The following is a 23,879-nucleotide window of genomic DNA, read 5'->3' as shown; positions in this document are numbered from 1 at the left end:
CTTTGGTTAGGCGCGTCTTTGCGATTCGAGGTGACTCCGTCAAATCGCAAAACGCTGTGGAATGCCGCATCGTCACTCTTCTCCGAACTTGTCCTCGATCAGGCCCAGAATCGCCGATAGCGCCGCCTCGGCATCCGGTCCGTCCGCCATGAAATGCAACACGGTGCCCTTGGGCGCCTTCACCCGCATGACCTTGACCGGGCTCTTGGCGTCGAACCACGGCCCCGCCGCATCGGTGGCCAGCTCGATGCTCGATTGGAAGCTCTTGGCGAGCTGGGTGAGCTTCACGCTCGGCCTGGCATGCAGCCCGATAGCGTTGGTCAGCTCGGCCTTGCCCGTCAGTGCTCCATTCATATCCGGCATATCAATCCTATCCATAGAGATCTTCGGCGGCGGAGCGGACCGCGGCCAGGGAGGAATTGCCGGAGGCCTCGGTCGCGGCGATCACCGCTCCCTCGACCACCGGCGCATTGCAGATGACCACAAGGTCGCGCTTATGCTCGTCGAGCATCTCGACGGCCATTTCGGCATTGGTCTCGGCACCGCCGAGGTCGACGAGGACCGCGACGCCCTCTTCGGACCAGACGCTATCGATGGCGGTGATGATCTTGGCGACATCGGTGCCGAGCCCGCCCCCGGGATCGCCCCCCGTCCAGGCGACGCGCACGCTCTCGCCCACCATCTGCCTGACCATGTCGGCCGCGCCTTCGGCGACCTTGGGCGAATGCGATACGATCACCAGACTCACGGTCATGACATCAGGCCCTGTTTGTTGAGTTCGTCTGCCACCGTGGCGATGATCAGCGAGGAGGAGCGAGCGCCCGGATCCATGTGGCCGACGGAGCGTTCGCCCAGGAAGGAAGCGCGCCCGCGGATCGCCTGCATCGGCACCGTCCTGTCGGCGGCGGCGATGGCTTCCGCCTTGAGCGTGGCGGCATCGGCACCGGCTGCCAGGGCGGCCTGGACGGGGACGAGGACGTCGAGCAGCGTCTTCTGCCCGGCCTCCGAACGGCCGCGCGCCTTGACGGCCTCGACGGCCTTGGCGAAGGCGGCGATCACCGCTGTCCGATCGGGTTCGCCACCCACCGTCTTACCCAGTTCCATGAAGAAGGTGCCGAAAAGCGGGCCGGACGCGCCGCCGACCTTCATCACCATCGCCATACCGGCCGCCTTGAGCAGGTCCGGCCAGGGTTTTTCGGCAAGACCGGGCAATTCGGCAGTGACCGCCTCGAAGCCCCGCTTGAGATTCAGCCCATGGTCGCCGTCACCGATCGCCTGATCGAGCGCGGTGAGCTCTTCGGAATGTTGGATTATGGTTGCCGCAACCGCGCGAATGAGCTGCTCTCTTGCTTGGCTGTCCATCGCCCCGCCTCCGCCCCGCACTCTTGTGACGGCCGGCACTGCCGGCTCGCAGTTTGCTTATTTGTTTAGTTGATCACCTAATCCTAAACATTGCAAGCCAAATTGTCGCTTGTTCTACGGGGTGCAGGCATTGGCAATGCTGCACCGCACTGAACATCGATCGGAGGGTTGCCTGACGGGGCTCCAACCCCCGCAACAGGCATGCCCGGCCCGGCATTCCGTCATATTGCTGTGTCCGCCGCCGCCTAATGAGATGCCTATCTTAAGGTCAGTATTGGTGCCATATCGCCATTGACGAAGCTTGCCCGGACGGCCAAGACTAGAACCAAGCAAGATTTAGAAGCGCCAGGGGAAACGCTCCGCTTGATGGCAAAAGATACAGTCCTGAAAGCCGAAGGCCTGACCAAGGATTTCAGGGGATTCCGGGCCGTCGACGGCGTCGATCTCTCGGTCATGCGCGGAACGGTCCATGCTTTGATCGGTCCGAACGGCGCCGGCAAGACCACTTGTTTCAATCTCTTGACCAAGTTCCTGTCTCCGTCGGCCGGACGCATCACCTATAAGGGGCATGACATTACCGGCATGAAGCCCGCCGCCGTGGCCAGGCTCGGCCTCGTCCGGTCCTTTCAGATCTCGGCCGTGTTCGGCGAAATGAGCGTGAACGACAATATCCGCATCGCCCTGCAGCGCCGCCGAGGCCACTCCTATGATTTCTGGCGCTCGCAGCGTGTTCTCGACGGCCTGAACCCCGAAGCCGCCGAACTCGCCGACAGCGTCGGCCTGTCATCCTTTCTCGCAACGCCGGCCAAGGAACTCTCCTACGGCCGCAAACGCGCTTTGGAGCTCGCGACGACCCTGGCGCTCGATCCCGAAATGCTGCTGCTGGACGAACCGATGGCCGGCATGGGTCACGAGGATGTCGAGCGCACCACCGAGCTGATCCGCAAGATCGCGGCGAGCCGCACCATCCTGATGGTCGAGCACAATCTTTCCGTGGTCGCCACCCTCTCCAACACCATCACCGTGCTGGCGCGCGGCAAGGTGCTGGCGCAGGGCGACTACAAAACCGTTTCCGGCGACCCGCGCGTGGTCGAGGCCTATATCGGGAGTGGCCATGCCTGACCCCGTGAAAAAGCCTGATCCCCTGCTGCGGGTACGAGGCCTCGAGGCCTGGTATGGCGAGTCCCATGTGCTGCATGGCATCGATTTCGACGTCAATCCCGGCGAGGTCGTGACCCTGCTCGGCCGCAACGGCGCCGGCAAGACCACCACGATGAAATCCATCATCGGCGTGATGGCCAAGCGCAAGGGCTCGATCCGTTTCGGCGGCCGGGAGACCATCGGTCTCGGCTCCCGCCACGTCGCCCGCCTGGGTATCGGCTATTGCCCGGAGGAGCGCGGCATCTTCGCCAGCCTGTCGGTGAAGGAAAATCTCGAACTGCCGCCGGTGGTGAAGCCCGGCGGCCTCAGCGTGGACGAGATCTTCACCCTGTTTCCCAATCTCAAGCAGCGCCTCACCAGCCAGGGTACCAAGCTCTCGGGTGGCGAGCAGCAGATGCTGGCCATCGGCCGCATCCTGCGCACCGGCGCCAATCTCCTGCTGCTCGACGAACCGACCGAAGGCCTCGCACCGGTGATCGTCGAGCAGATCGGGCACACCATCGCCAGCCTCAAGCAGCGCGGCTTCACCATCATCCTGGTCGAACAGAATTTCCGCTTCGCCTCGACCGTGGCGGATCGCCACTATGTCGTCGAGCAGGGCAAGGTGATCGACATGATCCCCAATGCCGAGCTGGAAGCCAACAGCGACAAGTTGCACGCCTATCTGGGCGTGTGACGCCAATGATGCCAAATCTCCGATTTGGCGAAAATCGTTAGAGAGAACCGAGAGGTATTGAAAATTCCTCTCGGTGTAAAAAGCTGAACGGGAGACGCTTATGATTTCAAAACGGACCCTGCTCGCAGCAGCAGCCCTCGCCGCGGTATTCGCAGGCTCGGCGCTGGGGCCGGCAAGCGCCGAGGACATCGCAGTCAAGCTTGGCATCCTCAACGACCGTTCCGGCGTCTATGCCGACCTGTCCGGCGAAGGCTCGGTGATCGCCGCCAAAATGGCGGTCGAAGACTTCAAGGCCGCCGAAAAGGGCCTGAAAATCGAGATCGTCTCGGCCGACCATCAGAACAAGCCCGACATCGGGGCCGGTATCGCCCGGCAATGGTACGATCAGGACGGCGTCGATGCCATCTTCGACGTGCCGACCTCCTCGGTGGCGCTCGCCGTCAGCCAGGTCACCAAGGAAAAGAACAAGATCTTCATCGATTCCGGCGCCGGTTCCACCGAGATCGCCGGCAAGCAATGCACGCCCAACACGCTGATGTGGACCTATGACACCTATGCCCTGGCCAAGGGCACGGGCGGCGCCATGGTCAAGCAGGGCGGCGACAGCTGGTTCTTCATCACCGCCGACTATGCCTTCGGCAAGTCGCTGGAGGAGAATGCCACCGCTATCGTCACGGCTGCGGGCGGCAAGGTGCTCGGCTCGATCAAGGCGCCCTTCCCGACCTCCGACTTCTCCTCCTTCCTGCTGCAGGCCCAGTCCTCCGGCGCCAAGGTGATCGGTCTTGCCAACGCCGGCGGCGACACCGTCAACGCCATCAAGCAGGCCGCCGAGTTCGGCATCACCCAGGGCGGCCAGAGCCTGGCAGGCCTGCTGATCTTCATCTCCGACGTGCATGCGCTCGGCCTGCAGGCGGCCCAGGGCCTGGTGCTGACGGAAGCCTTCTACTGGGACCTCAACGACGGCACCCGCGCCTGGTCCAAGCGCTTCGCCGAACAGAGCGGCGGCAAGATGCCGACCATGGTGCATGCCGGCGTCTATGCCGGTGTCCTGCACTATCTCAAGGCCATCGAAGCCGCCAAGTCCAAGGACGCTACGGCAGTGATGGCCAAGATGAAGGCGACGCCGACCGACGACCCCCTGTTCGGCAAGGGCGAGGTCCGCAAGGACGGCCGCGTGACCCACGACATGTACCTGTTCCAGGTCAAGAAGCCCGACGAATCCAAGGGGCCGTGGGACTATTACAAGCTGCTCGCCACCATTCCGGCGGCTGAGGCCTTCCAGCCCATGGCCGAGGCCGGCTGCCCGCTGGCGAAGTAACTAGTAACTAAAGAGCCGCTCGGCGCGTGGCGAAGCGTGCCACGCGCCTTTCGCCCTTTTCGCCGATGACGAAGCAGACGATGGTGAAGGACCCATAAGGTGACCACGATTTTCGGCATTCCCCTGCAGGGCATCATGGCCCAGCTCGCGCTGGGCCTGATCAATGGCTCCTTCTACGCCTTGCTCAGCCTCGGCCTTGCCATCATCTTCGGCCTGCTCAACGTCATCAATTTCGCCCATGGCGCCCTCTACATGATGGGTGCCTTCGCGGCATGGATGCTGCTCAACTATGCCGGCATCGGCTTCTGGCCGGCCCTCGTCCTGGCACCACTGGGCGTCGGCCTGGTCGGCATCGCCATCGAGCGGCTCTTCATCTCCAGGCTCTACCAGCTCGACCATCTCTACGGCCTGCTGCTCACCTTCGGCCTGGCGCTGATCATCCAGGGCCTGTTCCGCAATTATTACGGCGTCTCCGGCGTGCCCTATACCCTGCCATCAGCGCTGACGGGGCCGGTCAATCTCGGCTTCATGGTGCTGCCCAAGAGCCGTGTCTTCGTGATCGCCTTCTCGCTCGCCATCTGCCTCGCCACCTGGCTGGTGATCGAGAAGACGCGTCTCGGGGCCTATCTGCGTGCGGCGACCGAAAACCCCAGGCTGGTCGAGGCCTTCGGTATCAACGTGCCGATGCTGCGCATGCTGACCTATGGCTTCGGTGTCGGTCTCGCCGGGCTGGCCGGCGTGCTGGCGGCGACCACGTCCAACGTCAATCCCAATATGGGCTCCGACCTCATCATCGTGGTCTTTGCGGTGGTGGTGATCGGCGGCATGGGCTCGATCCTCGGCTCGGTGGTGACGGGCTTCGGCCTTGGCCTGATCGAGGGCATCGTCAAGAATTTCTACCAGCAGGGCTCGGCCACCGTGGTCTTCGTGGTGATGGTCATCGTGCTGCTCGTCCGGCCTGCCGGCCTGTTCGGGAGGGCTTCCTGATGGCAGCCTCGATCCAACCGGCCGCCGCAATCCGCGGTGCGCCCCTGCTGGGCGACCGCGGCGTGATGCTGCTGATCGTCGTGCTGATCGCCGTCGCCCCCTTCGTTGCCTATCCCGTCTTCGTGATGAAGGTGCTGTGCTTCGGCCTGTTCGCCTGCGCCTTCAACCTCCTGCTCGGCTATGGCGGCCTGCTCTCCTTCGGCCATGCCGCCTTCTTCGGCATGGCGAGCTATGCCAGTGCCCACGCGGCCAAGGTCTGGGGCCTGACGCCCGAGCTGGCGATCCTGTGCGGGGGCGCCGTCGCCGCCGTTCTCGGCCTCGTGGTCGGCTCGCTCGCCATCCGGCGCCAAGGCATCTATTTCGCCATGATCACCCTGGCGCTGGCCCAGATGGTGTATTTCTTCGCCCTGCAGGCGCCCTTCACCGGCGGCGAGGACGGCATTCAGGCGGTGCCGCGCGGCAAGCTGTTCGGCCTCATCGACCTTTCCGACGACAAGGCGCTCTATGTCCTGGTTGCCGTGATCGTGCTGCTGGGCCTGTTCGTCATCCACCGTATCGTGCATTCACCCTTCGGCCAGGTGATGAAGGCGATCCGCGACAACGAGCCCCGCGCTTTGTCGCTGGGTTATGATGCCGAACGCTTCAAGCTGCTGATGTTCACCCTGTCGGCCACGCTGGCTGGCATCGCCGGCGCCACCAAGGCGCTGGTGTTCCAGCTTGCCTCGCTCACAGACGTACACTGGTCGATGTCGGGCGAGGTCGTGCTGATGGCCCTTGTCGGCGGCACCGGCACGCTGTTCGGGCCGATGCTCGGCGCCCTGCTCGTGGTGGCAATGGAAACCTATCTCGCCCCGCTCGGCTCCTGGGTGACGGTGGCCCAGGGTGCGGTCTTCGTCATCTGCGTGCTCGCCTTCCGCGATGGCATTGCGGGCACTTTGGGCAAACTCTTGCGCAAGAGCGGCTAGAGCAAAGTGCGATTTCCTTGAATCGCACTTTCTCTCTATCTCTTTGTTTTGACGCGTTTTCTTAATCGAAAAGTCTAGCAACTTTTCTGGAAAACACTCTAAGCGCTATCGCCGCCCTCCTCAGTCAGGAGAGCGGTGTTCGAGCCGTTCCGTGGCGAAGGCGGCCAGCCCGGCGATGCCGAGCGCGGCGCCGGTCGCGGCCGTGACTATCCAGCCACCGGCATGGTAGGTCAGCGTACCCAGCACCGACCCGAGCGCCCCGCCGACGAACACCGTCGTCATGTAGAGGGCATTGATACGGCCGCGGACCGCCGGAGCCGTCGAGAAGATGGTGCGCTGGCTGACGATCTGGTTGGTCTGGACCGCCGCATCGATCACCAGCGTCGCCACGATCAGCACCAGAAGAGACAGGATGTGCTCGCCGAGAACCGTTGCGAGAAAGGCGAGCGCCAAAGAGGCCATCGCACCATAGGTCGCCATGCGGCCATGCCCGTGATCGGCAAGGCGACCCGCCAGCGGTGCTGCCAACGCCCCGCCCGCCCCAGCGAGGGCGAAGAGCCCGATCGCATAGTCGGACATGCCGAAACGTTCCGTCAGCATCAAGGGCGCAGCGGTCCAGAACAGGTTGAAGGCGCAGAACAGCAGCATCTGATAGAGGGCGCGGCGACGCAGGATCGGCGTATTCCGCACGAGGCCGGGCAGCGAGGCCAGCACCGCCCCGTAATGGCTCGTGCCAGACGGCTGATAGCGCGGCATCATGCGCCACAGGACGGCGCCGATCGCGATCATCAGCACGGCGGATGCCAGGAAGACTGCCCGCCAATTCAGATAGGCCGCCACGAAAAGGGCGGCCGGCCTTGCCAGCATGATGCCGGTGATCAGGCCCGCCATCACCAGGCCGACCGCGCGTCCGCGCCGCTCGGGCGGAACGAAATGGGTGATGAAGGGCACCAGGATCTGGGCACCGGCCGAGAATATGCCGATGGCGAGCGAGGCGAACAGGAAAGCCACGACACCTTGCGCGCCAGCCGCCAGGAGCAGGCTGGCGGCCGCACAAACGAGCGTCGCCAGGGCCAGGACCTTGTTCTCGATGAGATCGGCCAAGGGCACCAGCAGGATGAGCCCGAGGCCGTAGCCGATCTGGGTGAGGCTGACGATGGCGCCAGCCAGGTCCGGGCCGATGCCGATCTCGGGCGCGATCTTGGCCACCAGCGGCTGGGCATAATAGAGATTGCCGACGATGGCCCCGGTTGCGACTGCCAGGGTCAGGACCAAAGCGGGAGCGGCCTGCCGAACGGCGGCGGAGGCGGTGTTTTCCATCTGATGCATGTGATTCACGGCAGGCGGTTTGACGGCGCGTATTTGCCAACTAATGAAACGATACGTATCGTTATGATTGAATAAAACGATACGTTTCGTTATGTCAAGATGGGGAGGCACCGCATGGAGACGAAAGCCACGCAGCCAAGGCGCCGCTCGATCGGTGCCCGCCGCAATCCGCAGACCGAGACCGCCATCATCGAGGCCGCACGACAGCTTCTGGCGGATCGAGGCTATGCCGGTTTTTCCATCGAGGAGGCTGCACGGCGTGCCGGCGCCGGCAAGGCCACCGTCTATCGCTGGTGGCCGACCAAGGCCGATCTGTTCATGGCAGCCTATGGAGCCGAAAAGGCTCGGGCGATCAGCCTGCCTGACACCGGCAGTCTGATCGAGGATCTGGTGCAGCACACCGCCGATCTCTGGCGTTTCTGGCGGACACCGCCCGGCGGTGCCTTCAGGGCGCTGCTCGCCGAGGCGCAAGCGAGCGAGGCAGCGGGCTCGCGACTGCGCAACGAGTTCCTGCCCGTGCTGTTCCGGCCGGTGCGCCATCTCTTCGAGCGGGCAGCAGCGCGCGGCGAATTTCCTGCCCAGCTGATCGATGAACGCATCGCATTGTGGGCAGGGTTCAACTGGTATCACCTGCTGACCTGGCAGATCGACGCCGATGAGGCACTCCTGCGCCGGGTCGAGACGCTCGTTGTCTCTACCGAGATCCGAGCCGGATAGGCGGTCCGCTTTCCTACAGCTTCACCCAGACGCCGCCCTTCTTGGAGGATTTCACGGCCGCCTCGATGAAGGCCATGCCGGCAATGCCGTCGTCGATACCGGGGAAGAGCACGGCCGGATCGAGCGCCTCGCCACTGCGGGCGGCCCGGATGGCGCGTGCGATCTCGGTATAGATATTGGCGAAGCCTTCGAGATAGCCTTCGGGGTGGCCCGGCGGCACGCGCGTCACCCGCGCCGCATCCTCGCCGGCCGCGGCCGAGCCGCGGGTGATGATGCGGGTCGGTTCGCCATGCGGGGTGAAATAGAGATAATTCGGGTTGTCCTGGCGCCAGTGGAACCCGGCCTTCTCGCCATAGACGCGCAGCATCAGGCCATTCTCGTTGCCGGGCGCCACCTGGCTCGCCCACAGTGCCCCGCGCGCGCCATTGGCATAGCGCAGCAGGATCTGGACATTGTCGTCGAGAGCCCTTCCCGGCACGAAGGATGTGAGTTCGGCCAGCAATTCCGAAACCTCCAGACCGCCGACGAACTGGGCCAGGTTGAAGGCATGGGTGCCGATGTCGCCGATGGCGCCGCCGGCGCCGGACCGCTTCGGATCGGTGCGCCAATCGGCCTGTTTCTGGCCGGTGTGCTCGATCGGCGTGGTGAGCCAGTCCTGCGGATATTCGACCTGGATCAGGCGGATGGCACCGAGCTCACCCGACTTCACCATCTCGCGCGCAGCGCGGATGAGAGGGTAGCCGGTGTAATTGTGGGTCACCGCGAAGATCACGCCCTTGTCGGCGGCGAGCTTCTTCAGGCGCAGGGCGTCCTTCAGCGTCGTCGTCACCGGCTTGTCGCAGATGACATGGATGCCGGCCTTGATGAAGGCCTCGGCCGCCGGTGCATGCATGTGGTTGGGCGTGACGATGGAAACGGCCTCGATGCCGTCCTTGCGCCGCTTTTCCTTGCGCGCCATCGTCTCGAAGTCGGGATAGATCCGGCTCGGATCGAGGCCGAGCGCCTCGCCCGAACGCTGGGCCTTCTCGGGCGTGGACGACAGGGCGCCCGCCACCAGCACATAATCATCGTCCATGCGGGCGGCGAGGCGATGCACGGCGCCGATGAAAGCGCCCTCCCCGCCGCCGACCATGCCATAGCGCACGCGCCCGCCTGCCTTGCTGTCCGAACGGCCCTCGATCGCCATCTGTTGTCTCCCTGATTGCAACACCCTCCCTGGATGTCCGCAACTCAAGTGAGTTGCGGACATCCAGGGAAGGTGAAGCTCGCGCACCTCGCCAGGCCTAAGCTGATGCTTGCCTGCCTACCTGCCCAGGCCGAGCATGCGCCGCACCGCCTTGCGATCGGTGCCGCCGCCGGCGAAATCGTCGAAAGCCTTCTCCGTCACCCGGATGATATGGGCGGCGATGAAGGGCGCCCCTTCCGCCGCGCCGTCTTCGGGATGCTTGAGGCAGCATTCCCATTCGAGCACGGCCCAGGAAGCGTAATCATATTGGGCGAGCTTGGAAAAGACGCCGGTGAAGTCGACCTGGCCGTCGCCCAGCGAACGGAAGCGCCCCGCCCTCTCCGTCCAGGAGGCATAGCCCGAATAGACGCCCTGGCGGCCCGTCGGATTGAACTCGGCATCCTTGGCGTGAAAGGCCTTGATGCGCTCGTGATAGATGTCGATGAAGGCAAGATAATCGAGCTGCTGCAGCACGAAATGCGACGGATCGTAATTGATGTTGGCGCGCTTGTGCCCCTTCAGCCTGTCAACGAAGCGCTCGAAGGTGGCACCATCGAACAGGTCCTCGCCCGGATGCAGCTCGTAGCAGACGTCGACGCCGACCTCGTCATAGGCGTCGAGGATCGGCTTCCAGCGCTTTGCGAGCTCGCCGAACGCCTCATCGATCAGGCCCGCCGGCCGCTGCGGCCAGGGATAGGCGAAAGGCCAGGCCAGGGCGCCGGAGAAGCTGACGCTGGCATCGAGGCCGAGATGGCGAGAGGCTGTCGCGGCAGCCTTCAGCTGCTCCACGGCCCAGGCCTGCCGCTCTCTGGGCTTGCCCCGCACTTCCGGCGGCGCAAACCCGTCGAAGGCCTCGTTATAGGCCGGATGCACGGCAACCAGCTGGCCCTGCAGATGGGTCGACAATTCGGTGATGGCGAGGCCGTGCTTGGCGACCACACCGGCAATCTCGTCGCAATAGGTCTTCGACTCCGCCGCCTTCTTGAGATCGAACAGACGGCCGTCCCAGCTCGGTATCTGCACGCCCCTGTAGCCGAGCGAGGCGGCCCATTTGCAGATGGAATCGAGGGAATCGAAGGGCGCGGCATCGCCCGCGAACTGGGCGAGAAAGATCGCCGGTCCCTTGATCGTGGCCGCCATGCTGCGTCTCCTAAGGTGATGCCTTCGGGCCGCAGAGTCCGGAGCCGCTCTAGGTGCCGGCTCGCCCCCTCGGCCTGGGACCATTTGTCTGACCTGTCCCTCGGCTTGCCTCACCATGGCAAATCCTTCCGGACTGTGCAACGGCGATTTGATGTACGTACACCAGGGAAGGCCGAGACTATCTACGACCTCCCTCCAGACGCGCCGGCAGGCGGGGTCGAGCCCACAAGACAAAGGCCGGACATGAAGCCCGGCCTTGCTCAAACACAGCGATAGGCGAAATCGACGTCCGCTCAGGCTTCCGACATGCCGGGGCCGAGGACGACCACGCGGCCACCGAGAGGGGCGCGGCTGTAGAGGTCGATCGCGTCCTGGACGATCATGCGGATGCAGCCCGAGGAGGCGTTGTGCCCGATGCTGTAGGGCTCGTTGGTGCCATGGATACGGAAGAGCGTATCCTTGTTGTTCTGCCACAGATACATCGCGCGTCCGGTGATCGGATTGCGCGGTCCGCCGCGTACGCCGACACCGCTCTGCAACTGGGTGAGGCTCGGCTTGAGATCAGGACGGCGGGCGATCATTTCCTTGGGCGGATACCAATCGGGCCATTCGCGCTTGTAGCGGATTTCCGCGGTGCCCGACCAGCCGAAGCCCTGCTTGCCGACGCCGACGCCGTAGCGCATCGCCCGTCCGCCGCCCATGACGTAGTAGAGATAATGCGCCCTGGGATCGACGATAATAGTGCCCGCCTGCTCGCTGGTCGGATAATCGACCTCGGCGCGCAAGAATTGCGGGCCGATACGCTTGGTATCCACGGCCGGCACGACGAATTTACCGTCGGTCTTCTGACCATAGATCGCCTTGTAGTCATAGGTGCCCTCAGGCGTAAGGGGCTGTTCGGGCTGCGTGATCTCATCGGTCGGCCGGCCATCTACCGGCACCGCCGGCAGCGTTGCCGGATCGGCCGAAGCCACGACGACCGGCTTGATTGCGGCTGAATCGGTCACGCAACTGGCCAGGCCAAGGCCCAGCCCAGTCAGCGAAGCGCCCATGAGAAAGACGCGGCGGGAGAGAGACGACATTACACATCCTACTGGGATCGGGAGAACCGGCACTTACAATAAGCAAGACTTCCGTGTTCGGCTGTGCCTTTGCTGCAACGTTCCGAATTTCTTTATATCGCGTTCTCGTGAACGTACCGCCGTTCACATTGGCTTCATCTACGCCTTCCAGATTACGTGGGGTGTGCCTTTGAGCACATGGCGCCCCCAATGAAGGCTTGACCCATCTCTCGCCCGCCTGCACAAGGCGCGCATGGCTCCTCCCCTGCTCTTCCTGCGCGATGTCCAACTGACCTTTGGCGGCACCCCGACCCTCGAGGGAGCCGATCTGTCGATCGCGCCCGGCGAGAGGCTCTGCCTCGTTGGCCGCAATGGCTCCGGCAAGTCGACTTTGCTCAAGATCGCCGCCGGTCTGATCGAGGCCGATCGCGGCGAGCGTTTCGTGCATCCCGGCGCCACGGTGCGCTATCTGCCGCAGGAGCCGGATTTAAGCGGCTTTGCCACCACGCTCGCCTATGTGGAGGCCGGCCTTGGGCCGGGTGATGACGATTACCGCGCGCTCTATCTGCTCAATGAGCTCGGCCTGACGGGCGAGGAGAGCCCCGACAATCTCTCCGGCGGCGAGGCCCGGCGCACGGCGCTGGCCCGCGCACTCGCCCCCGAGCCGGACATCCTGCTGCTCGACGAGCCCACCAACCACCTCGACCTGCCGGCCATCGAGTGGCTGGAAAAGGAAATCGGCTCGTTGCGCTCGGCCCTGGTGCTGATCAGCCACGACCGGCGCTTCCTCGAAAACCTGTCGCGCGCCACCGTCTGGCTCGACCGTGGCCAGACCCGGCGCACGGACCGCGGCTTTGCCTTCTTCGAGGAGTGGCGCGACCAGGTGCTGGAAGAAGAAGAGCGCGACCGCCAGAAGCTCGACCGCAAGATCGTGGCGGAAGAGCATTGGGTGCGCTATGGCGTGACCGCCCGCCGCAAGCGCAATGTCCGCCGCATGGCCAATCTCGCCGCCCTCAGGCAGGAGCGCCGCGATGCCCGCCGTGTCACCGGCGCGGTGAAGCTGACGATGACCGAAGGCGAGGAAAGCGGCAAGCTCGTCGTCGAGGCAATCGGCGTGAACAAGAACTGGGGCGGTCCGCCGATCGTCAAGGATTTCTCCATCCGCATCGCCCGCGGTGACAGGATCGGCATTGTCGGCCCCAACGGCGCCGGCAAGACCACTTTGCTCAACCTCCTGACCGGTGCCATTCCGCCCGACAGCGGCGTGGTGAAGCTCGGGGCCAGCCTGCAGATGGTGACGCTGGACCAGCGCCGCGAGAGCCTGGACCCGCAGACGACCCTCAGCGACACGCTCACCGGCGGCGGGTCGGACTATGTCGAGGTCGGCGGCGAGCGCAAGCACGTCATCGGCTATATGCGCGATTTCCTGTTTCCGCCCGAGCAGGCGCGCACGCCGGTTTCGGTGCTGTCGGGCGGCGAACGCGGCCGGCTGATGCTGGCGCGCGCCCTGGCCAAGCCCTCCAATTTCCTCGTCCTAGACGAACCCACCAACGATCTCGACCTGGAAACACTCGATCTCCTGCAGGAGATGATCGGGGACTATCAGGGCACCGTCATCGTCATCAGCCATGACCGTGACTTCCTCGACCGGGTCTCGACCTCGATCCTGATGAGCGAAGGCGACGGGCGCTGGACGGAATATGCCGGCGGCTATAGCGACATGGTGGCCCAGCGCGGCGGGGGCGTCGCCCGCAAACCGGCCGAGAAGGCGGAAACGCCCAAGCCGGCCGTCGCGGATCAGACAGCGGCCGGTTCGACGCCAGAGCGCAGCGGCAAGCGCAAACTCTCGTTCAAGGAGAAGCACGCCCTCGAGACCCTGCCCGGCAAGATCGACCAGCTTGCCGCCAAGGCAGCGAGCTTGCAGGAGCGGCTTGCCGACCCCGACCTCTTCGCCAAGGATTCGAAAAAATTCGCCGAGCTCAGCCAGCAGCTTGCCAAACTCGAAGCCGAGAAGGCGCATGCCGAGGAGGAATGGCTGGCACTGGAGATGCTGCGGGAGGAAATCGAGGGATGAGTGGGCTTCGCAGCAAGCCCCGATAAGAATTATTCCATAGTAATATCAAAAGCTTGCAATCTCTCCGGAAAGGCAACAAGGGTGTGGTCCCCGGAGCAAGGCGCGTTCAGATGGAGACGCTGTTTTGCCCGGTCCCGTTGGTTCGCCGCGTCTTTGCGATTCTGGGCGATTTCTCCAGACGGCAAAGCGCCATAACTTTCCGGAACGACCCATGTCTGCCTTCCGACGTCTTGCACTGATCCTGGCTTTGCTCGGAGCGCCCCAGGGAGCGCTTTTGGCGGTCTCGCCCGCCTGGGCCCAGTCCAAGCCGGCTCCCGCCGCTGCGCTCATCACCGATGCCAAGAGCTGGCACGCTGCCCTGCTTCGGCAGGTGGGGGCCAATACCCTGTTTCCGAACCTGCCCCAACCACCCGTGAAGGAGGGCGAGACGCCGCCGCCCCTGCCATCGGCGCAGGTCACGGTCCAGTTTGTCCTCGATCGCAACGGCCAGGTGCTGTCGGCAACGGTGGTCCAGGGCTCCGGCAAGAGCGAGTTCGACCAGGCCGCGCTCGACGCGCTCAAGCGGGCCGCGCCCTTTCCCAAACCGCCGGCCAATGTGAGCGGAGAGACCTTTCCGCTCCGGCTTCCAATTCAATTCAGGGGCGGACCGCAGCCCCAGAACCCGCCCAAGGCCAAGCCGCCCCGCTCGAATTGAGTGCGAATCCCCTGCATCGGGGTTATCCGCAGTTGCAGCGGAACCAGCTGAAGGATTGGCGCCGGGCCTTTCGTGATGCCCTTTTTGCGCAGCGCCTTGCCGAGATCGCGTTCCAGGTCGGCGACAAGGCCCGGGACGAGACCTTCGTCATTCTTGACAAACGCCATCGGCAGCTTTTCTGCTGGCTGTGACCGATATCGATCGAGATCACGCTGCCGTCATCTTTCCTCCCTAGAGCGTTTTGCGATTTGGCGGGATGGCCAATTCCTCACTCCCTTGTCGCAGGGCCTGTCATGATCACCACACATCGCTTGTGCCCGACGACCAAGGACAGGCTGCTGCCCCACACACTGCAGCCAGGTGAGCCCCTCACGGGGGATGTCCTGTGGATCGACCTGCTCAACCCGACGCGCGAGGAAGACCAGCAGGTCGAGGCGCTGCTCGGCATCTCCATCCCCACCCATGAGGATATGGACGATATCGAACCCTCCGAGCTGATCTGGTCGGAGAACGGCACGCGCTACATGACCACCCGCCTCCTGGTGAACGTCAACACCAGCGAGCCGGACATTTCGGCGGTGACCTTCATCCTCACGGCCAGCGTCCTGGTGACGGTGCGCTACAGCGAACCGAAATCCTTCGCCACCTATACGGGCCATGCGGTCAAGGCCGGCGGCTGCGGAGGCAGTCCCGAGGCGATCATGGCCGGACTGATCGATGCCGTCATCGACCGCGCTGCCGAGGTGCTGCAGGACACCGGCGAGCGCCTCGACGCGCTCTCGCGCGGCGTGTTCAAGGAATCCGTCAAGCAAGGCAATCGCAACGCCACCCTGCAGCGCACCTTGCAGGCGCTCGGCCGTCATGGCGACCTCGTCTCGAAATCGCGTGAAAGCCTGGTCTCGATCGAGCGGGTGCTGTTGTGGTTTTCGGCGGGCCTCAAAGCCGCCAAGGTGCCCTCGGAGCTGCGCGAGGAAGTCAAGATGACGTTGCGCGACCTGCAATCACTCGAGGAACACGCGACCTTTCAGTCCGGCAAGATCCAGTTCCTGCTCGATGCCACGCTCGGCCTGGTCAATCTCGAACAGAACAACATCATCAAGCTTTTTTCGGTGATGGCCGTGATCTTCATGCCACCGACATTGGTGGCCTCGGTCTACGGCATGAATTTCGAGAACATGCCGGAACTCAAATGGGCACATGGCTACCCAATGGCCCTGATCCTGATGGTGGTGGTCGCCATCGCCCCCTATGTGCTGTTCCGCTGGAAGAACTGGCTGTAGGCCCCCATCATCCAGCGGCGGGGCGGACTACCTTTTCGCTGCAGGCCGTGCCAGGGCGGCCCGGCCGCGCGGGGTGAGGCAATAGCCGATGGCCCGGTAGCCCGCCTTGATCACCGCGATCGAATCCATCTGGCTGGGCAATTCCGATCGCGTTTTCTGCGAGCCGTCGGGCAAATGGAAGACGGCCTCGCACCAACCGAACTTCCGGCACATATGGCCGGCCTGCCCGCTGATCGACGGTCTCAGTTCGCCCGCTTCCAGAGCCGCCAGATAGGCTCGTTCACGAGGGGTCGGATCACGGTCCGGCAAGGGCATGAAGTTCATGACGGTCCCTATCGTCGCTTTCGATGATGCCGGCACCTGCCGAGCCGTGAAGACTTGAGAATGATCAGCGCCCTGACAGGAGCGCCGGTGCTGTGTCCAAAGCAGTTGAAAGGCATTGGATGTTTCCGCTCTATTCCGCCGCCGCAGCCGTTCCCCTGCTGCCGTGGCCGTTCTCCAGCGCGGCGGGCACGCCGGCCTTCCCCGTCTCGTCCTTCGGCCCCACGAGGGGACCGAAGAGGAAGGAAATGCCACGCGTGAGATCATCCATGACCGCATAGAAGGACGGTACGAAGATCAGCGACAGCAGGGTCGAGACGATCAGGCCGCCGATCACGGCAATCGCCATCGGTGCCCGGAACTCGCCGCCATCCCCATGTCCCAGCGCCGTCGGCACCATGCCGGCCACCATGGCGATGGTGGTCATCACGATCGGCCGCGCGCGTTTGCGCCCGGCATCGATGATGGCGTCATGGCGGTGCATGCCATGCTTGACCCGCTCCACCGCGAAGTCGACCAGCATGATGGCGTTCTTGGTGACGATGCCCATCAGCATCAGGATGCCGATCACCACCGGCATCGAGATCGAGTTGTGGGTGGCAAGCAGAGCCAGGACCACGCCGAGCATCGACAGCGGCAGCGAGAGCAGGATGGTGATGGCATGGAAGGGGCTGCCGAGCAGCAGCACCAGCACGCCCGCGACCATCAGCAGGCCCGTCCCCATCGCCATGGCGAAGCCCGAGAACACCTCGGCCATCACCTCGGCGTCTCCGGTCGGCGCGAAGACCACGCCCTTGGGCAGGTCCTTGGCCTCCGGCAGAGCCATGGCCAGTTCCAGCGCCTCGCCGATCTCGAGCCCCTTGCGCAGGTCGGCGCCGATCTTGACCTGCCGCTCGCGGTCGTTGCGCTCGATCGAGGTCGGCCCCTGGCCGAATTCGACATCCGCCACCGCCGAGAGCGGCACGCTGCCGCCCGAGGCCGTGGTCAGGCTGAGCGCTTCGATCAGGCCGAGATTGCCACGGGATTCCTCCGTCAACTGCACGCGGATCGGCACCAGCCGGTCCCCGGCATTGAACTTGGCCAGATTGGCGTCGATGTCGCCGATGGTCGCCACGCGCACCGCCTCCGAGATCTGTTCGGTGGTGATGCCATAGCGGGCAGCATCGTCGGTTCTCGGCAGGATGCGCACTTCCGGCCGTTCGAGCCCGGTATTGGCTGCGACATTGTTGAAACCGGGCACATGGCGCATGGCGCCTTCCAGGCGCGACGACGCCAAAGCGAGGGCCTTCGGATCATTGCTCTTTAACGCCAGGTTGACGTCGCGCTCGCCATTGTCGTTGACGCGCCAGGCCCGCATGTCGGGAATGGCGGTGAGGATGCGCGCAATGTCGTCCTGGATGGCGAGCTGGTGGCGTGCGCGTGTCTCACGCTTGGTGAGCTTGACGTAGATCGCCGCGCGCCGCGGGTCGAGCTGCCCGGTCGGCGAAGTGCCGCCGATGACGAAGACCTGCTCGACTTCCGGGATCTTGCGGATGGCGGCGACCACCTCGTCGGTCTTGGCCTGGGTATTCTCGAGCTTGCCGCCCGGCGGAATCTCAGCGGAGATGACGACGCGGGCATTGTCCTCGGGCGGGATGAAACCCTGGGGCAACAGGCCCATCAGGCCGAATGTCACGATCAGGAGCCCGAAACCGGCCACGATGGTCAGATAGGGCGAGAACCAGCGCGCCAGCGTCATTTCCAGGAAGCGGGTATATGCCCGCATGATCACGCCGTCGCGCGCCTCGACATGGGCATGCGGCCTGAGGAAATAGGCCGTCATCATCGGTGTGATCAGGCGAGCGACAAGCAGCGAGAAGAACACCGCCACCGCCACGGTCAGGCCGAACTGCTTGAAATATTGGCCGACGATGCCGCCCATGAAACTCACGGGCGCGAAGATGGCGATGATCGTCATGGTGATCGCCATCACGGCGAGGCCGATCTCGTCCGCCGCCTCGATGGAGGCGCGGTAGGGCGACTTGCCCATCTTCATGTGCCGGACGATGTTCTCGATCTCGACGATGGCGTCATCGACCAGGATACCCGTGACCAGCGTGATGGCGAGCAGGCTGACGAGATTGAGCGAAAAGCCCATCATGCTCATCGCCCAGAAGGTCGGAATCGCCGAGAGCGGCAAGGCGATCGCGGCGATCAGCGTGGCCCGCCAGTCGCGCAGGAAGATCAGCACGACGATGACGGCGAGAATGGCGCCTTCCACCAAAGTCTGCATCGCCGCTTCGAAATTGCCATAGGTCGAGGCGACGCCATCGTCCACCACCGCATAGCTGACCTCGGGATGGGCCTGGTGCAGCGCCTGGATCTTGGCGGCGACGGCCGCCGCGACCGTGGTGTCGCTGGCGCCCTTGGAGCGGAAGACAGAGAAGGCGACGATCGGCGTCGAGCCATTGATGCGCGCAAACGAGGTCTGGTCGGCATAGGCGTCGGTGATGTCGGCGATCTCGTTGAGGCGCACCTGCCGGCCGCCGGGCAGCGTGATCTTGGTCTCCTTGAGTTCGTCGACCGTATGAGCGCCGGCCAGCGTCCGGATGGCCTGTTCGCGATTGCCGACCTCGCCCTTGCCGCCCGACAGGTCGACCGTCGTCGCCTTCAGCACACGGTTGACGTCGGCGGCGGTGATGCCGAGCGAAAGCAGGCGATCGGGATCGACGGCCACGCGGATCTCGCGCGTCACGCCGCCGATGCGGTCGACACGGCCGACGCCACGCAGGCTCTGCAGGTCCCGCTTCACCACATTGTCGACATGCCAGGACAGCTGCTCCAGCGTCATGCCGGGGGCCGTAGCCGAATAGGTCATGATCGACTGCGACTCGATCTCGAGGCGCGCAACCACCGGCTCCTCGATGTCACGGGGCAGCTCGGTACGGATCTTGGTCACCGCATCCTTGACGTCGTTGAGAACGCGGTCGGTGTTGGTGCCCAGCCAGAACTCGATGGCAACCGTCGAGGTGGAGTCGGTGATGGTCGACTGCACATGCTTGACGCCGGCGACACTGGTGACCGCGTCCTCGATCTTGCGCGTCACCTGGGTCTCCAGCTCGGAGGGCGCCGCGCCGACCTGGGTCACCGTCACCGTGATGACGGGGATGTCGATATTGGGGAATTTGGTGATCGGCAGATTCTGGAACGAGACCCAGCCAAGCGCCATCAGTACCACGAACAGGACGATCGAAGGCACCGGATTGCGAATGGACCAGGCCGAGACGTTGAAAGACATCGGCGCCTCACTTGGTCTCGGTCGCGGGCTGGGCGACGCCAGCCCCATCGACGGCGCTGACCTTGTCGCCATCGCGCACGAAGGTGCCCGCGGTAGCGATCACCTTGTCGCCGGCCTTGACGCCCTCGACGACCTCGGCCTGCTTTTCGGTACGCAGGCCGAGCTTGACCGGCGTGGTCGCCACGACACCGTCATGCACGATCTGCACCGTGGCGCCGTCCTCGGTATAGAGAACCGCCGATTGCGGCACGAGCACGCCTGTATGGTTGGCCACCGCCACGCTGGCGCGGCCGAAGGCACCGATCGTCAGGCCCGGTGCCTGGTCGATGGCGATGCGCACGCGCCCCAGGCGCGTGACCGAATTGACCTCGGGCGAGACCAGGCGCACGCGAGCCACGAAGGGTTCCTTGCTGCCCGCCGTGGTGACCTCGGCCGTCATGCCGGGCCGGATGCGCGCCAGCGTTGCCTCCGGCACATCCGCTTCGAGCTCGATGTCGCCGTCGCGAATGATACGGAACAGCGGATCGCCGGATGCCGACGCGATCGCGCCGATACGGGCGGCCCTGCGGCTGATCACGCCCGCCGCCGGTGCACGCACCTTGGTATGCTCGAGGCGCACCATCAATTCGGAACGCTGGGCATCGGCGAGCTTCTTGTCGGCCCTGGCCACGGTCAGGGCGTGTTCGGCCGATGCCGCACGCGCATCCGCCATCTTGGCGGCGGCTTCGCGCTGGTCGAGCTGCTCAGCCGTGGTGTTGCCGGTCCGGACCAGGGCCTTGGAACGCGCATAAGCGCTGGCGGTCTGGTCCTGATTGGCCTTGGCCTCGGCGATCGCACTCTCGGCCTGGGCAATCGCGGCCTCTGCCCTGGCGGTCTGCGCCTCGTTCTGCGCGAGCGAAGTGTCGATGGTGGTGGTCGAGAGCTCGGCCAGCACCTGGCCTTCGCTCACGCGGTCCCCTTCCTCGACCATGATCTTGTCGACGGCATAGCCCTCGATCTGGGGCGAGACCAGGATCTCCTCGCGTGCCACCAGATTGCCGGTCACCACCGCATGCTCGGTGATGGCACCGGTCGTGGCCGGCGTCACCGTGACGGCCGGTGGCTTGGTGATCACCACAGGCGGGGGCGGCGGGTTGAGACGGGCCATCAGAGGCTCGCGATAGGCATAGAGAACCGCGGCCGCGACGATGACGACGAGCATCAGGATGGTGAGCTTGGTGTACCAGGGTGTGCGGCGATATTCGACCGTCTCTCCACGGGATCGGCCGGACAGGCGCACCGCCGTCAGGCTTGCCTCGTCGGCAAAGCCTTCCTCCCGCCGCTGCCGCTCGCCATCGCGCTCGGGCCGGTTCTGCTTTTCAACCGCGGACATGGGGCTTTTCCTCTGAAACGGGCGGAGAGCCCGGAGAATCTGACATCACAGGCAAAGGACGATCGAGCGGGATCTTTCCCGACATCAGTGCGTCCATAACGTTCACCAGCAGCCGGAAGCCGTCCTCGACATCGAAATCCGGCTCCAGGGCGCGACGGGTGAACATGCCGTCTCCCATTGCCGAAAGCACGGTGATCACGGCCGCGCTGTCCACCGATGGGGGGATCTGCCCCGAGGCCTTGGCCGCTTCCAGGATCGCGACCATGAAGTCGTTCACCTCCTTGTCGACGGCCGCACACATCTCTGCCACCTGCGGGTTGCGGCTGGCCTCCGCCCAGATCTCCATGAACTGCACGCAGCGCTCGCGCGGCGTTTCAAGGAAATGCTTGCGTCCCAACGCGACGAAGGAACCCATGACATCGCTGGAACGCGCCACATTCATGAAATCGGCGCTGAAACGTTCGCGATCGCGCTCAATCAGGCCCGACACCAGAGCCTCTTTGGAGGAAAAGTAGCGGTAGAGATTGCCGGCGCTCATGCCGGCTTCCCTGGCGACGTCCTGCATGGTGGTGCGGTGGAATCCGGTGCGCTGGATGCACACCTCGAAGGCATCGAGGATGTGATTTCGACGCGCGTCGACTCCCTTTGCAATCGTGGGAGGCGACGGCACCACCCCTGCTTCGATCACCACTATCACAACCCCAAATGAGAATGAACGTTCATTCTCAGTATCAGAGATTGTACAAGAAGCCAAGTCACACTCGTTCGGCCGGGCGGGATCATGCTTCCCATCCAACGGCGGAATTAAGGCGAAAGACGTATACCAGCACGGAAACAGCTGCAAAATCTGCCGAAACCAGCGCCAAAAGCCCCTCCGCAGCGCGAAAGGGCGTCATATTACAGTTAACTAGGAGTTATTGCCTCAGCACGTCACCCAGCCAGACCGAGTGCCCGGCCGGAGGCGGGACGGCGCGAACCCGCGATCAGGCCTCGAAGTCGAGCACCAGCAGACCGTCGACACCGCCTTGCGTCGCGGCCACGAGAGCCTGTGCTACCGTCGCGTGATGCGAATGGGGCAGGTAGGCGTCGCGGGCCGCCGCGTCGACAAAGTCCACGGTGAAGGCGTGGCCATAACCGCGCGCCAGGCCCTCGGGGCTGTTGTCGCTGCCGATCTCTATCTGCAGGATTCCCGGAATCTTGGTCTTCATGCCCCGAATGGCAGTCAGCAACGTCTCCGTCTCCTGTTTCGACAGGTCCGGGCGCAGGCGGGCGAGAACGATGTGGCGGATCATGGTGTTTCCCTGCTCAGGAGCCGAAATTGACGGCGGGCAGCGGCTGCCTGCCGGCGATGAGATCGGCGCCCTTCTCACCGATCATGATGGTGGGCGCGTTGGTATTGGAGGAATTGACGATCGGCATGATCGAGGAATCGCAGATACGCAGCCCCTCCAGCCCCCGGACCTTGAGCTCGGGCGTCACCACGGCCATATCGTCGATCCCCATCTTGCAGGTGCCGGCGGGATGGTGATCCGTCTTGCAGGTTCGGAAAGCATAGTCGCTCAGATCCGCCTCGCTGACCTTGTCCGGGCCAGGCATGCGCTCGGCAAGGATGAAAGGCTCCAGCGCCTTCTGGCGCAAGATCTCGCGCGCCATGCGCAGCCCCTCCAGCGACATCGCCTTGTCATAGGGATCTGACCAGTAATTGGGATCGATGAGGGGATGGTCGGCCGGATCGGCGGATTTGAGCCGCACGGTGCCGCGGGAGCGCGGCTGCAAGAAGGCCGAGTTCAAGGTCACGCCGGCATTGCGCAGCCGGGCGACGCCCGCCTCGATGCCCGAACCGGAACCGAGATGGAACTGGATGTCGGGCGAGCGGGCGGCCTTGTCGGCATAGGCAAAGCCGCCGGTCTCGAACAGGGTCGAGGCCACCGGCCCCTTCTTGAACAGGAGATATTGCAGCCCGGCCCAGGCCGTGCGGTGGGGCTTGGCGACATTGTCATAGGTGTGATCGCCCGTGCACTCGGCAATGACATAGAGATCGAGATGATCCTGCAGATTCTCGCCGACGCCGGGCAAGTCATGCACAACCTCGACGCCGACCTCTCTCAAATGGGCGGCCGGACCGATGCCGGAGAGCATCAGCAGGCGCGGCGAGCCGATGGCGCCGGAAGAGATAATGACCTCGCGCTCGCAGCGTATATGGCTCCTGCCGCCCTTTCCGGCAATCTCGACGCCGACGGCCCGCCCCTTCTCGATGAGAATACGGGTGACCATGCCGTCGGTGCGGACGGTCAGGTTCGGCCGCTTGCCCTCGATCGGCTTCAGATAGGCGGCCGCGGCGGAAGAACGCCGGGCATTGCGCACCGTGACCTGGTAATGGCCAACCCCCTCCTGGCTGGCGCCGTTGAAATCGGCATTGTAGGGCAGGCCATATTCCTGGCCGGCGCGGATGAAGGCCTCGTTGATCGGCAGGGGATTGATGGGAATGGAGACACCGAGCGGGCCGCCGGCACCATGATAGCTGTCGATGAAGCGCTGATTGTCCTCGGCCCGTTTGAAATAGGGCAGGACCTCGGCATAGCTCCAGCCCTGGCAGCGATGCACATAGGCCCAGACGTCGTAGTCGCGTGGATTGCCGCGAGTGTAGATCTGCGCGTTGATGGAGGAACCGCCGCCCAGCACCTTGGCCTGGGTGTACCAGAGCACCCGTCCATCCAAATGTTTCTGCGGCACCGTGGACCAGCCCCAACTGGCGATGCCCTTGGTCATCTTGGCAAAGCCTGCCGGCATGTGGAAGAAAGGGTGGCTGTCGCGCCCGCCCGCCTCGATCAGGAGGACCTTGACCGCCGGATCCTCGCTCAGCCTTGCCGCCAGGGCACAGCCGGCCGGCCCGGCCCCGACGATGATATAGTCTGTCATG

The 23,879-nt window shown here is 64.3% G+C and carries 23 protein-coding genes; 10 read left to right on the top strand and 13 right to left on the bottom strand.

Annotation, left to right across the window (positions count from 1 at the left end):
- Positions 1-72 precede the first annotated feature (72 nt).
- The 3 genes from ACIGJE_RS10720 to dhaL are packed head-to-tail and all read right to left on the bottom strand — an operon-like array spanning position 73 to position 1,362.
- The gene (locus ACIGJE_RS10720; RefSeq protein ID WP_149255507.1) at positions 73-354 is read right to left on the bottom strand and encodes an HPr family phosphocarrier protein; all 282 of its coding nucleotides are present in this window, start codon (positions 352-354) and stop codon (positions 73-75) included.
- A gap of 16 nt (positions 355-370) precedes the next feature.
- The gene (dhaM, locus tag ACIGJE_RS10715; protein WP_149254153.1) at positions 371-754 is read right to left on the bottom strand and encodes a dihydroxyacetone kinase phosphoryl donor subunit DhaM; all 384 of its coding nucleotides are present in this window, start codon (positions 752-754) and stop codon (positions 371-373) included.
- The gene (gene dhaL, locus ACIGJE_RS10710) at positions 751-1,362 is read right to left on the bottom strand and encodes a dihydroxyacetone kinase subunit DhaL (RefSeq protein WP_311933659.1); all 612 of its coding nucleotides are present in this window, start codon (positions 1,360-1,362) and stop codon (positions 751-753) included. Before dhaL ends, dhaM begins: the two co-directional genes overlap by 4 nt.
- Before the next feature lie 366 nt (positions 1,363-1,728).
- Between dhaL and ACIGJE_RS10705 the strand changes: the two genes are divergently transcribed.
- The 5 genes from ACIGJE_RS10705 to ACIGJE_RS10685 all read left to right on the top strand — a co-directional run bounded on the left by ACIGJE_RS10705 (position 1,729) and on the right by ACIGJE_RS10685 (position 6,469).
- Positions 1,729-2,484 (top strand): ABC transporter ATP-binding protein, encoded by a 756-nt coding sequence (locus ACIGJE_RS10705; RefSeq protein ID WP_311933661.1) that lies wholly within the window; start codon positions 1,729-1,731, stop codon positions 2,482-2,484.
- Positions 2,477-3,199 carry an ABC transporter ATP-binding protein gene (locus ACIGJE_RS10700; protein WP_367624184.1) on the top strand — a complete coding sequence of 241 codons (723 nt, stop codon included), beginning with the start codon at positions 2,477-2,479 and terminating at the stop codon, positions 3,197-3,199. Before ACIGJE_RS10705 ends, ACIGJE_RS10700 begins: the two co-directional genes overlap by 8 nt.
- A 100-nt stretch (positions 3,200-3,299) precedes the next feature.
- Positions 3,300-4,517: an ABC transporter substrate-binding protein gene (locus tag ACIGJE_RS10695; protein WP_311933666.1), complete on the top strand. Its 1,218-nt coding sequence runs from the start codon at positions 3,300-3,302 to the stop codon at positions 4,515-4,517.
- 99 nt (positions 4,518-4,616) lie between these two features.
- The gene (locus ACIGJE_RS10690) at positions 4,617-5,504 is read left to right on the top strand and encodes a branched-chain amino acid ABC transporter permease (protein ID WP_311933668.1); all 888 of its coding nucleotides are present in this window, start codon (positions 4,617-4,619) and stop codon (positions 5,502-5,504) included.
- Positions 5,504-6,469 (top strand): branched-chain amino acid ABC transporter permease, encoded by a 966-nt coding sequence (locus ACIGJE_RS10685; protein ID WP_311933669.1) that lies wholly within the window; start codon positions 5,504-5,506, stop codon positions 6,467-6,469. The genes ACIGJE_RS10690 and ACIGJE_RS10685 overlap by 1 nt, the downstream gene beginning before the upstream one ends.
- Before the next feature lie 120 nt (positions 6,470-6,589).
- Here the strand turns inward: ACIGJE_RS10685 and ACIGJE_RS10680 are convergent, their stop codons facing one another.
- On the bottom strand, positions 6,590-7,798 hold the full coding sequence (locus tag ACIGJE_RS10680) for an MFS transporter (protein ID WP_311933671.1): 1,209 nt from the start codon (positions 7,796-7,798) through the stop codon (positions 6,590-6,592).
- A gap of 114 nt (positions 7,799-7,912) precedes the next feature.
- On the opposite strand from ACIGJE_RS10680, the gene ACIGJE_RS10675 reads away from it, so the two are divergent.
- Positions 7,913-8,515 carry a TetR/AcrR family transcriptional regulator gene (locus tag ACIGJE_RS10675; RefSeq protein WP_311933673.1) on the top strand — a complete coding sequence of 201 codons (603 nt, stop codon included), beginning with the start codon at positions 7,913-7,915 and terminating at the stop codon, positions 8,513-8,515.
- Between the two features lie 13 nt (positions 8,516-8,528).
- On the opposite strand, the gene ACIGJE_RS10670 is transcribed toward ACIGJE_RS10675, so the two are convergent.
- The 3 genes from ACIGJE_RS10670 to ACIGJE_RS10660 form a co-directional block, all read right to left on the bottom strand.
- Positions 8,529-9,701 carry a Gfo/Idh/MocA family protein gene (locus tag ACIGJE_RS10670; protein WP_367624188.1) on the bottom strand — a complete coding sequence of 391 codons (1,173 nt, stop codon included), beginning with the start codon at positions 9,699-9,701 and terminating at the stop codon, positions 8,529-8,531.
- Between the two features lie 117 nt (positions 9,702-9,818).
- Positions 9,819-10,880: a sugar phosphate isomerase/epimerase family protein gene (locus tag ACIGJE_RS10665; protein ID WP_483680034.1), complete on the bottom strand. Its 1,062-nt coding sequence runs from the start codon at positions 10,878-10,880 to the stop codon at positions 9,819-9,821.
- 293 nt (positions 10,881-11,173) lie between these two features.
- Complete coding sequence (locus ACIGJE_RS10660) at positions 11,174-11,962, bottom strand: L,D-transpeptidase (protein ID WP_311933680.1); 789 nt, start codon at positions 11,960-11,962, stop codon at positions 11,174-11,176.
- 232 nt (positions 11,963-12,194) lie between these two features.
- Here ACIGJE_RS10660 and ACIGJE_RS10655 point away from each other — a divergent pair, with 232 nt between their 5' ends.
- The 4 genes from ACIGJE_RS10655 (at position 12,195) to ACIGJE_RS10640 (ending at position 15,989) form a co-directional block, all read left to right on the top strand.
- Positions 12,195-14,015 carry an ABC-F family ATP-binding cassette domain-containing protein gene (locus ACIGJE_RS10655; RefSeq protein WP_311933683.1) on the top strand — a complete coding sequence of 607 codons (1,821 nt, stop codon included), beginning with the start codon at positions 12,195-12,197 and terminating at the stop codon, positions 14,013-14,015.
- Positions 14,016-14,226: 211 nt separating this feature from the next.
- Positions 14,227-14,709, top strand: coding sequence for an energy transducer TonB family protein (locus tag ACIGJE_RS10650; RefSeq protein ID WP_483680031.1), 483 nt, complete (start codon positions 14,227-14,229; stop codon positions 14,707-14,709).
- Positions 14,710-14,741: 32 nt separating this feature from the next.
- On the top strand, positions 14,742-14,900 hold the full coding sequence (locus tag ACIGJE_RS10645; protein ID WP_483680029.1) for a hypothetical protein: 159 nt from the start codon (positions 14,742-14,744) through the stop codon (positions 14,898-14,900).
- A 102-nt stretch (positions 14,901-15,002) separates the two neighbouring features.
- Positions 15,003-15,989 carry a magnesium transporter CorA family protein gene (locus ACIGJE_RS10640; protein WP_483680027.1) on the top strand — a complete coding sequence of 329 codons (987 nt, stop codon included), beginning with the start codon at positions 15,003-15,005 and terminating at the stop codon, positions 15,987-15,989.
- A gap of 27 nt (positions 15,990-16,016) precedes the next feature.
- Here the strand turns inward: ACIGJE_RS10640 and ACIGJE_RS10635 are convergent, their stop codons facing one another.
- From ACIGJE_RS10635 to ACIGJE_RS10610, 6 genes are all read right to left on the bottom strand, one after another.
- On the bottom strand, positions 16,017-16,313 hold the full coding sequence (locus ACIGJE_RS10635; RefSeq protein WP_311933691.1) for a hypothetical protein: 297 nt from the start codon (positions 16,311-16,313) through the stop codon (positions 16,017-16,019).
- Between the two features lie 130 nt (positions 16,314-16,443).
- Positions 16,444-19,587 (bottom strand): efflux RND transporter permease subunit, encoded by a 3,144-nt coding sequence (locus ACIGJE_RS10630; protein ID WP_311933693.1) that lies wholly within the window; start codon positions 19,585-19,587, stop codon positions 16,444-16,446.
- Between the two features lie 7 nt (positions 19,588-19,594).
- A complete protein-coding gene (locus ACIGJE_RS10625) occupies positions 19,595-20,959 on the bottom strand; it encodes an efflux RND transporter periplasmic adaptor subunit (RefSeq protein ID WP_415083414.1) in 1,365 nt (454 codons plus the stop codon).
- A complete protein-coding gene (locus ACIGJE_RS10620) occupies positions 20,946-21,650 on the bottom strand; it encodes a TetR/AcrR family transcriptional regulator (RefSeq protein ID WP_311933696.1) in 705 nt (234 codons plus the stop codon). Before ACIGJE_RS10620 ends, ACIGJE_RS10625 begins: the two co-directional genes overlap by 14 nt.
- A gap of 292 nt (positions 21,651-21,942) precedes the next feature.
- The gene (locus ACIGJE_RS10615) at positions 21,943-22,251 is read right to left on the bottom strand and encodes a Dabb family protein (RefSeq protein ID WP_415083417.1); all 309 of its coding nucleotides are present in this window, start codon (positions 22,249-22,251) and stop codon (positions 21,943-21,945) included.
- A 13-nt stretch (positions 22,252-22,264) separates the two neighbouring features.
- Positions 22,265-23,878 (bottom strand): GMC family oxidoreductase, encoded by a 1,614-nt coding sequence (locus ACIGJE_RS10610; protein ID WP_415083419.1) that lies wholly within the window; start codon positions 23,876-23,878, stop codon positions 22,265-22,267.
- Position 23,879: the final 1 nt, after the last annotated feature.

The organism is Labrys sp. E2SS-1L (assembly GCF_057073705.1).
This window is presented reverse-complemented; position numbering and strand designations above follow the sequence as displayed.

Excerpts from the sequence above, each read along its gene's own strand:
- ACIGJE_RS10720 (WP_149255507.1), bottom strand. The coding sequence starts at position 354 with ATGAATGGAGCACTGACGGGCAAGGCCGAGCTGACCAACGCTATCGGG.
- dhaM (WP_149254153.1), bottom strand. The coding sequence starts at position 754 with ATGACCGTGAGTCTGGTGATCGTATCGCATTCGCCCAAGGTCGCCGAA.
- dhaL (WP_311933659.1), bottom strand. The coding sequence starts at position 1,362 with ATGGACAGCCAAGCAAGAGAGCAGCTCATTCGCGCGGTTGCGGCAACC.
- ACIGJE_RS10705 (WP_311933661.1), top strand. The coding sequence starts at position 1,729 with ATGGCAAAAGATACAGTCCTGAAAGCCGAAGGCCTGACCAAGGATTTC.
- ACIGJE_RS10700 (WP_367624184.1), top strand. The coding sequence starts at position 2,477 with ATGCCTGACCCCGTGAAAAAGCCTGATCCCCTGCTGCGGGTACGAGGC.
- ACIGJE_RS10695 (WP_311933666.1), top strand. The coding sequence starts at position 3,300 with ATGATTTCAAAACGGACCCTGCTCGCAGCAGCAGCCCTCGCCGCGGTA.
- ACIGJE_RS10685 (WP_311933669.1), top strand. The coding sequence starts at position 5,504 with ATGGCAGCCTCGATCCAACCGGCCGCCGCAATCCGCGGTGCGCCCCTG.
- ACIGJE_RS10680 (WP_311933671.1), bottom strand. The coding sequence starts at position 7,798 with ATGCATCAGATGGAAAACACCGCCTCCGCCGCCGTTCGGCAGGCCGCT.
- ACIGJE_RS10675 (WP_311933673.1), top strand. The coding sequence starts at position 7,913 with ATGGAGACGAAAGCCACGCAGCCAAGGCGCCGCTCGATCGGTGCCCGC.
- ACIGJE_RS10670 (WP_367624188.1), bottom strand. The coding sequence starts at position 9,701 with ATGGCGATCGAGGGCCGTTCGGACAGCAAGGCAGGCGGGCGCGTGCGC.
- ACIGJE_RS10665 (WP_483680034.1), bottom strand. The coding sequence starts at position 10,880 with ATGGCGGCCACGATCAAGGGACCGGCGATCTTTCTCGCCCAGTTCGCG.
- ACIGJE_RS10660 (WP_311933680.1), bottom strand. The coding sequence starts at position 11,962 with ATGTCGTCTCTCTCCCGCCGCGTCTTTCTCATGGGCGCTTCGCTGACT.
- ACIGJE_RS10655 (WP_311933683.1), top strand. The coding sequence starts at position 12,195 with ATGGCTCCTCCCCTGCTCTTCCTGCGCGATGTCCAACTGACCTTTGGC.
- ACIGJE_RS10650 (WP_483680031.1), top strand. The coding sequence starts at position 14,227 with ATGTCTGCCTTCCGACGTCTTGCACTGATCCTGGCTTTGCTCGGAGCG.
- ACIGJE_RS10640 (WP_483680027.1), top strand. The coding sequence starts at position 15,003 with ATGATCACCACACATCGCTTGTGCCCGACGACCAAGGACAGGCTGCTG.
- ACIGJE_RS10635 (WP_311933691.1), bottom strand. The coding sequence starts at position 16,313 with ATGAACTTCATGCCCTTGCCGGACCGTGATCCGACCCCTCGTGAACGA.
- ACIGJE_RS10630 (WP_311933693.1), bottom strand. The coding sequence starts at position 19,587 with ATGTCTTTCAACGTCTCGGCCTGGTCCATTCGCAATCCGGTGCCTTCG.
- ACIGJE_RS10625 (WP_415083414.1), bottom strand. The coding sequence starts at position 20,959 with ATGTCCGCGGTTGAAAAGCAGAACCGGCCCGAGCGCGATGGCGAGCGG.
- ACIGJE_RS10615 (WP_415083417.1), bottom strand. The coding sequence starts at position 22,251 with ATGATCCGCCACATCGTTCTCGCCCGCCTGCGCCCGGACCTGTCGAAA.
- ACIGJE_RS10610 (WP_415083419.1), bottom strand. The coding sequence starts at position 23,878 with ATGACAGACTATATCATCGTCGGGGCCGGGCCGGCCGGCTGTGCCCTG.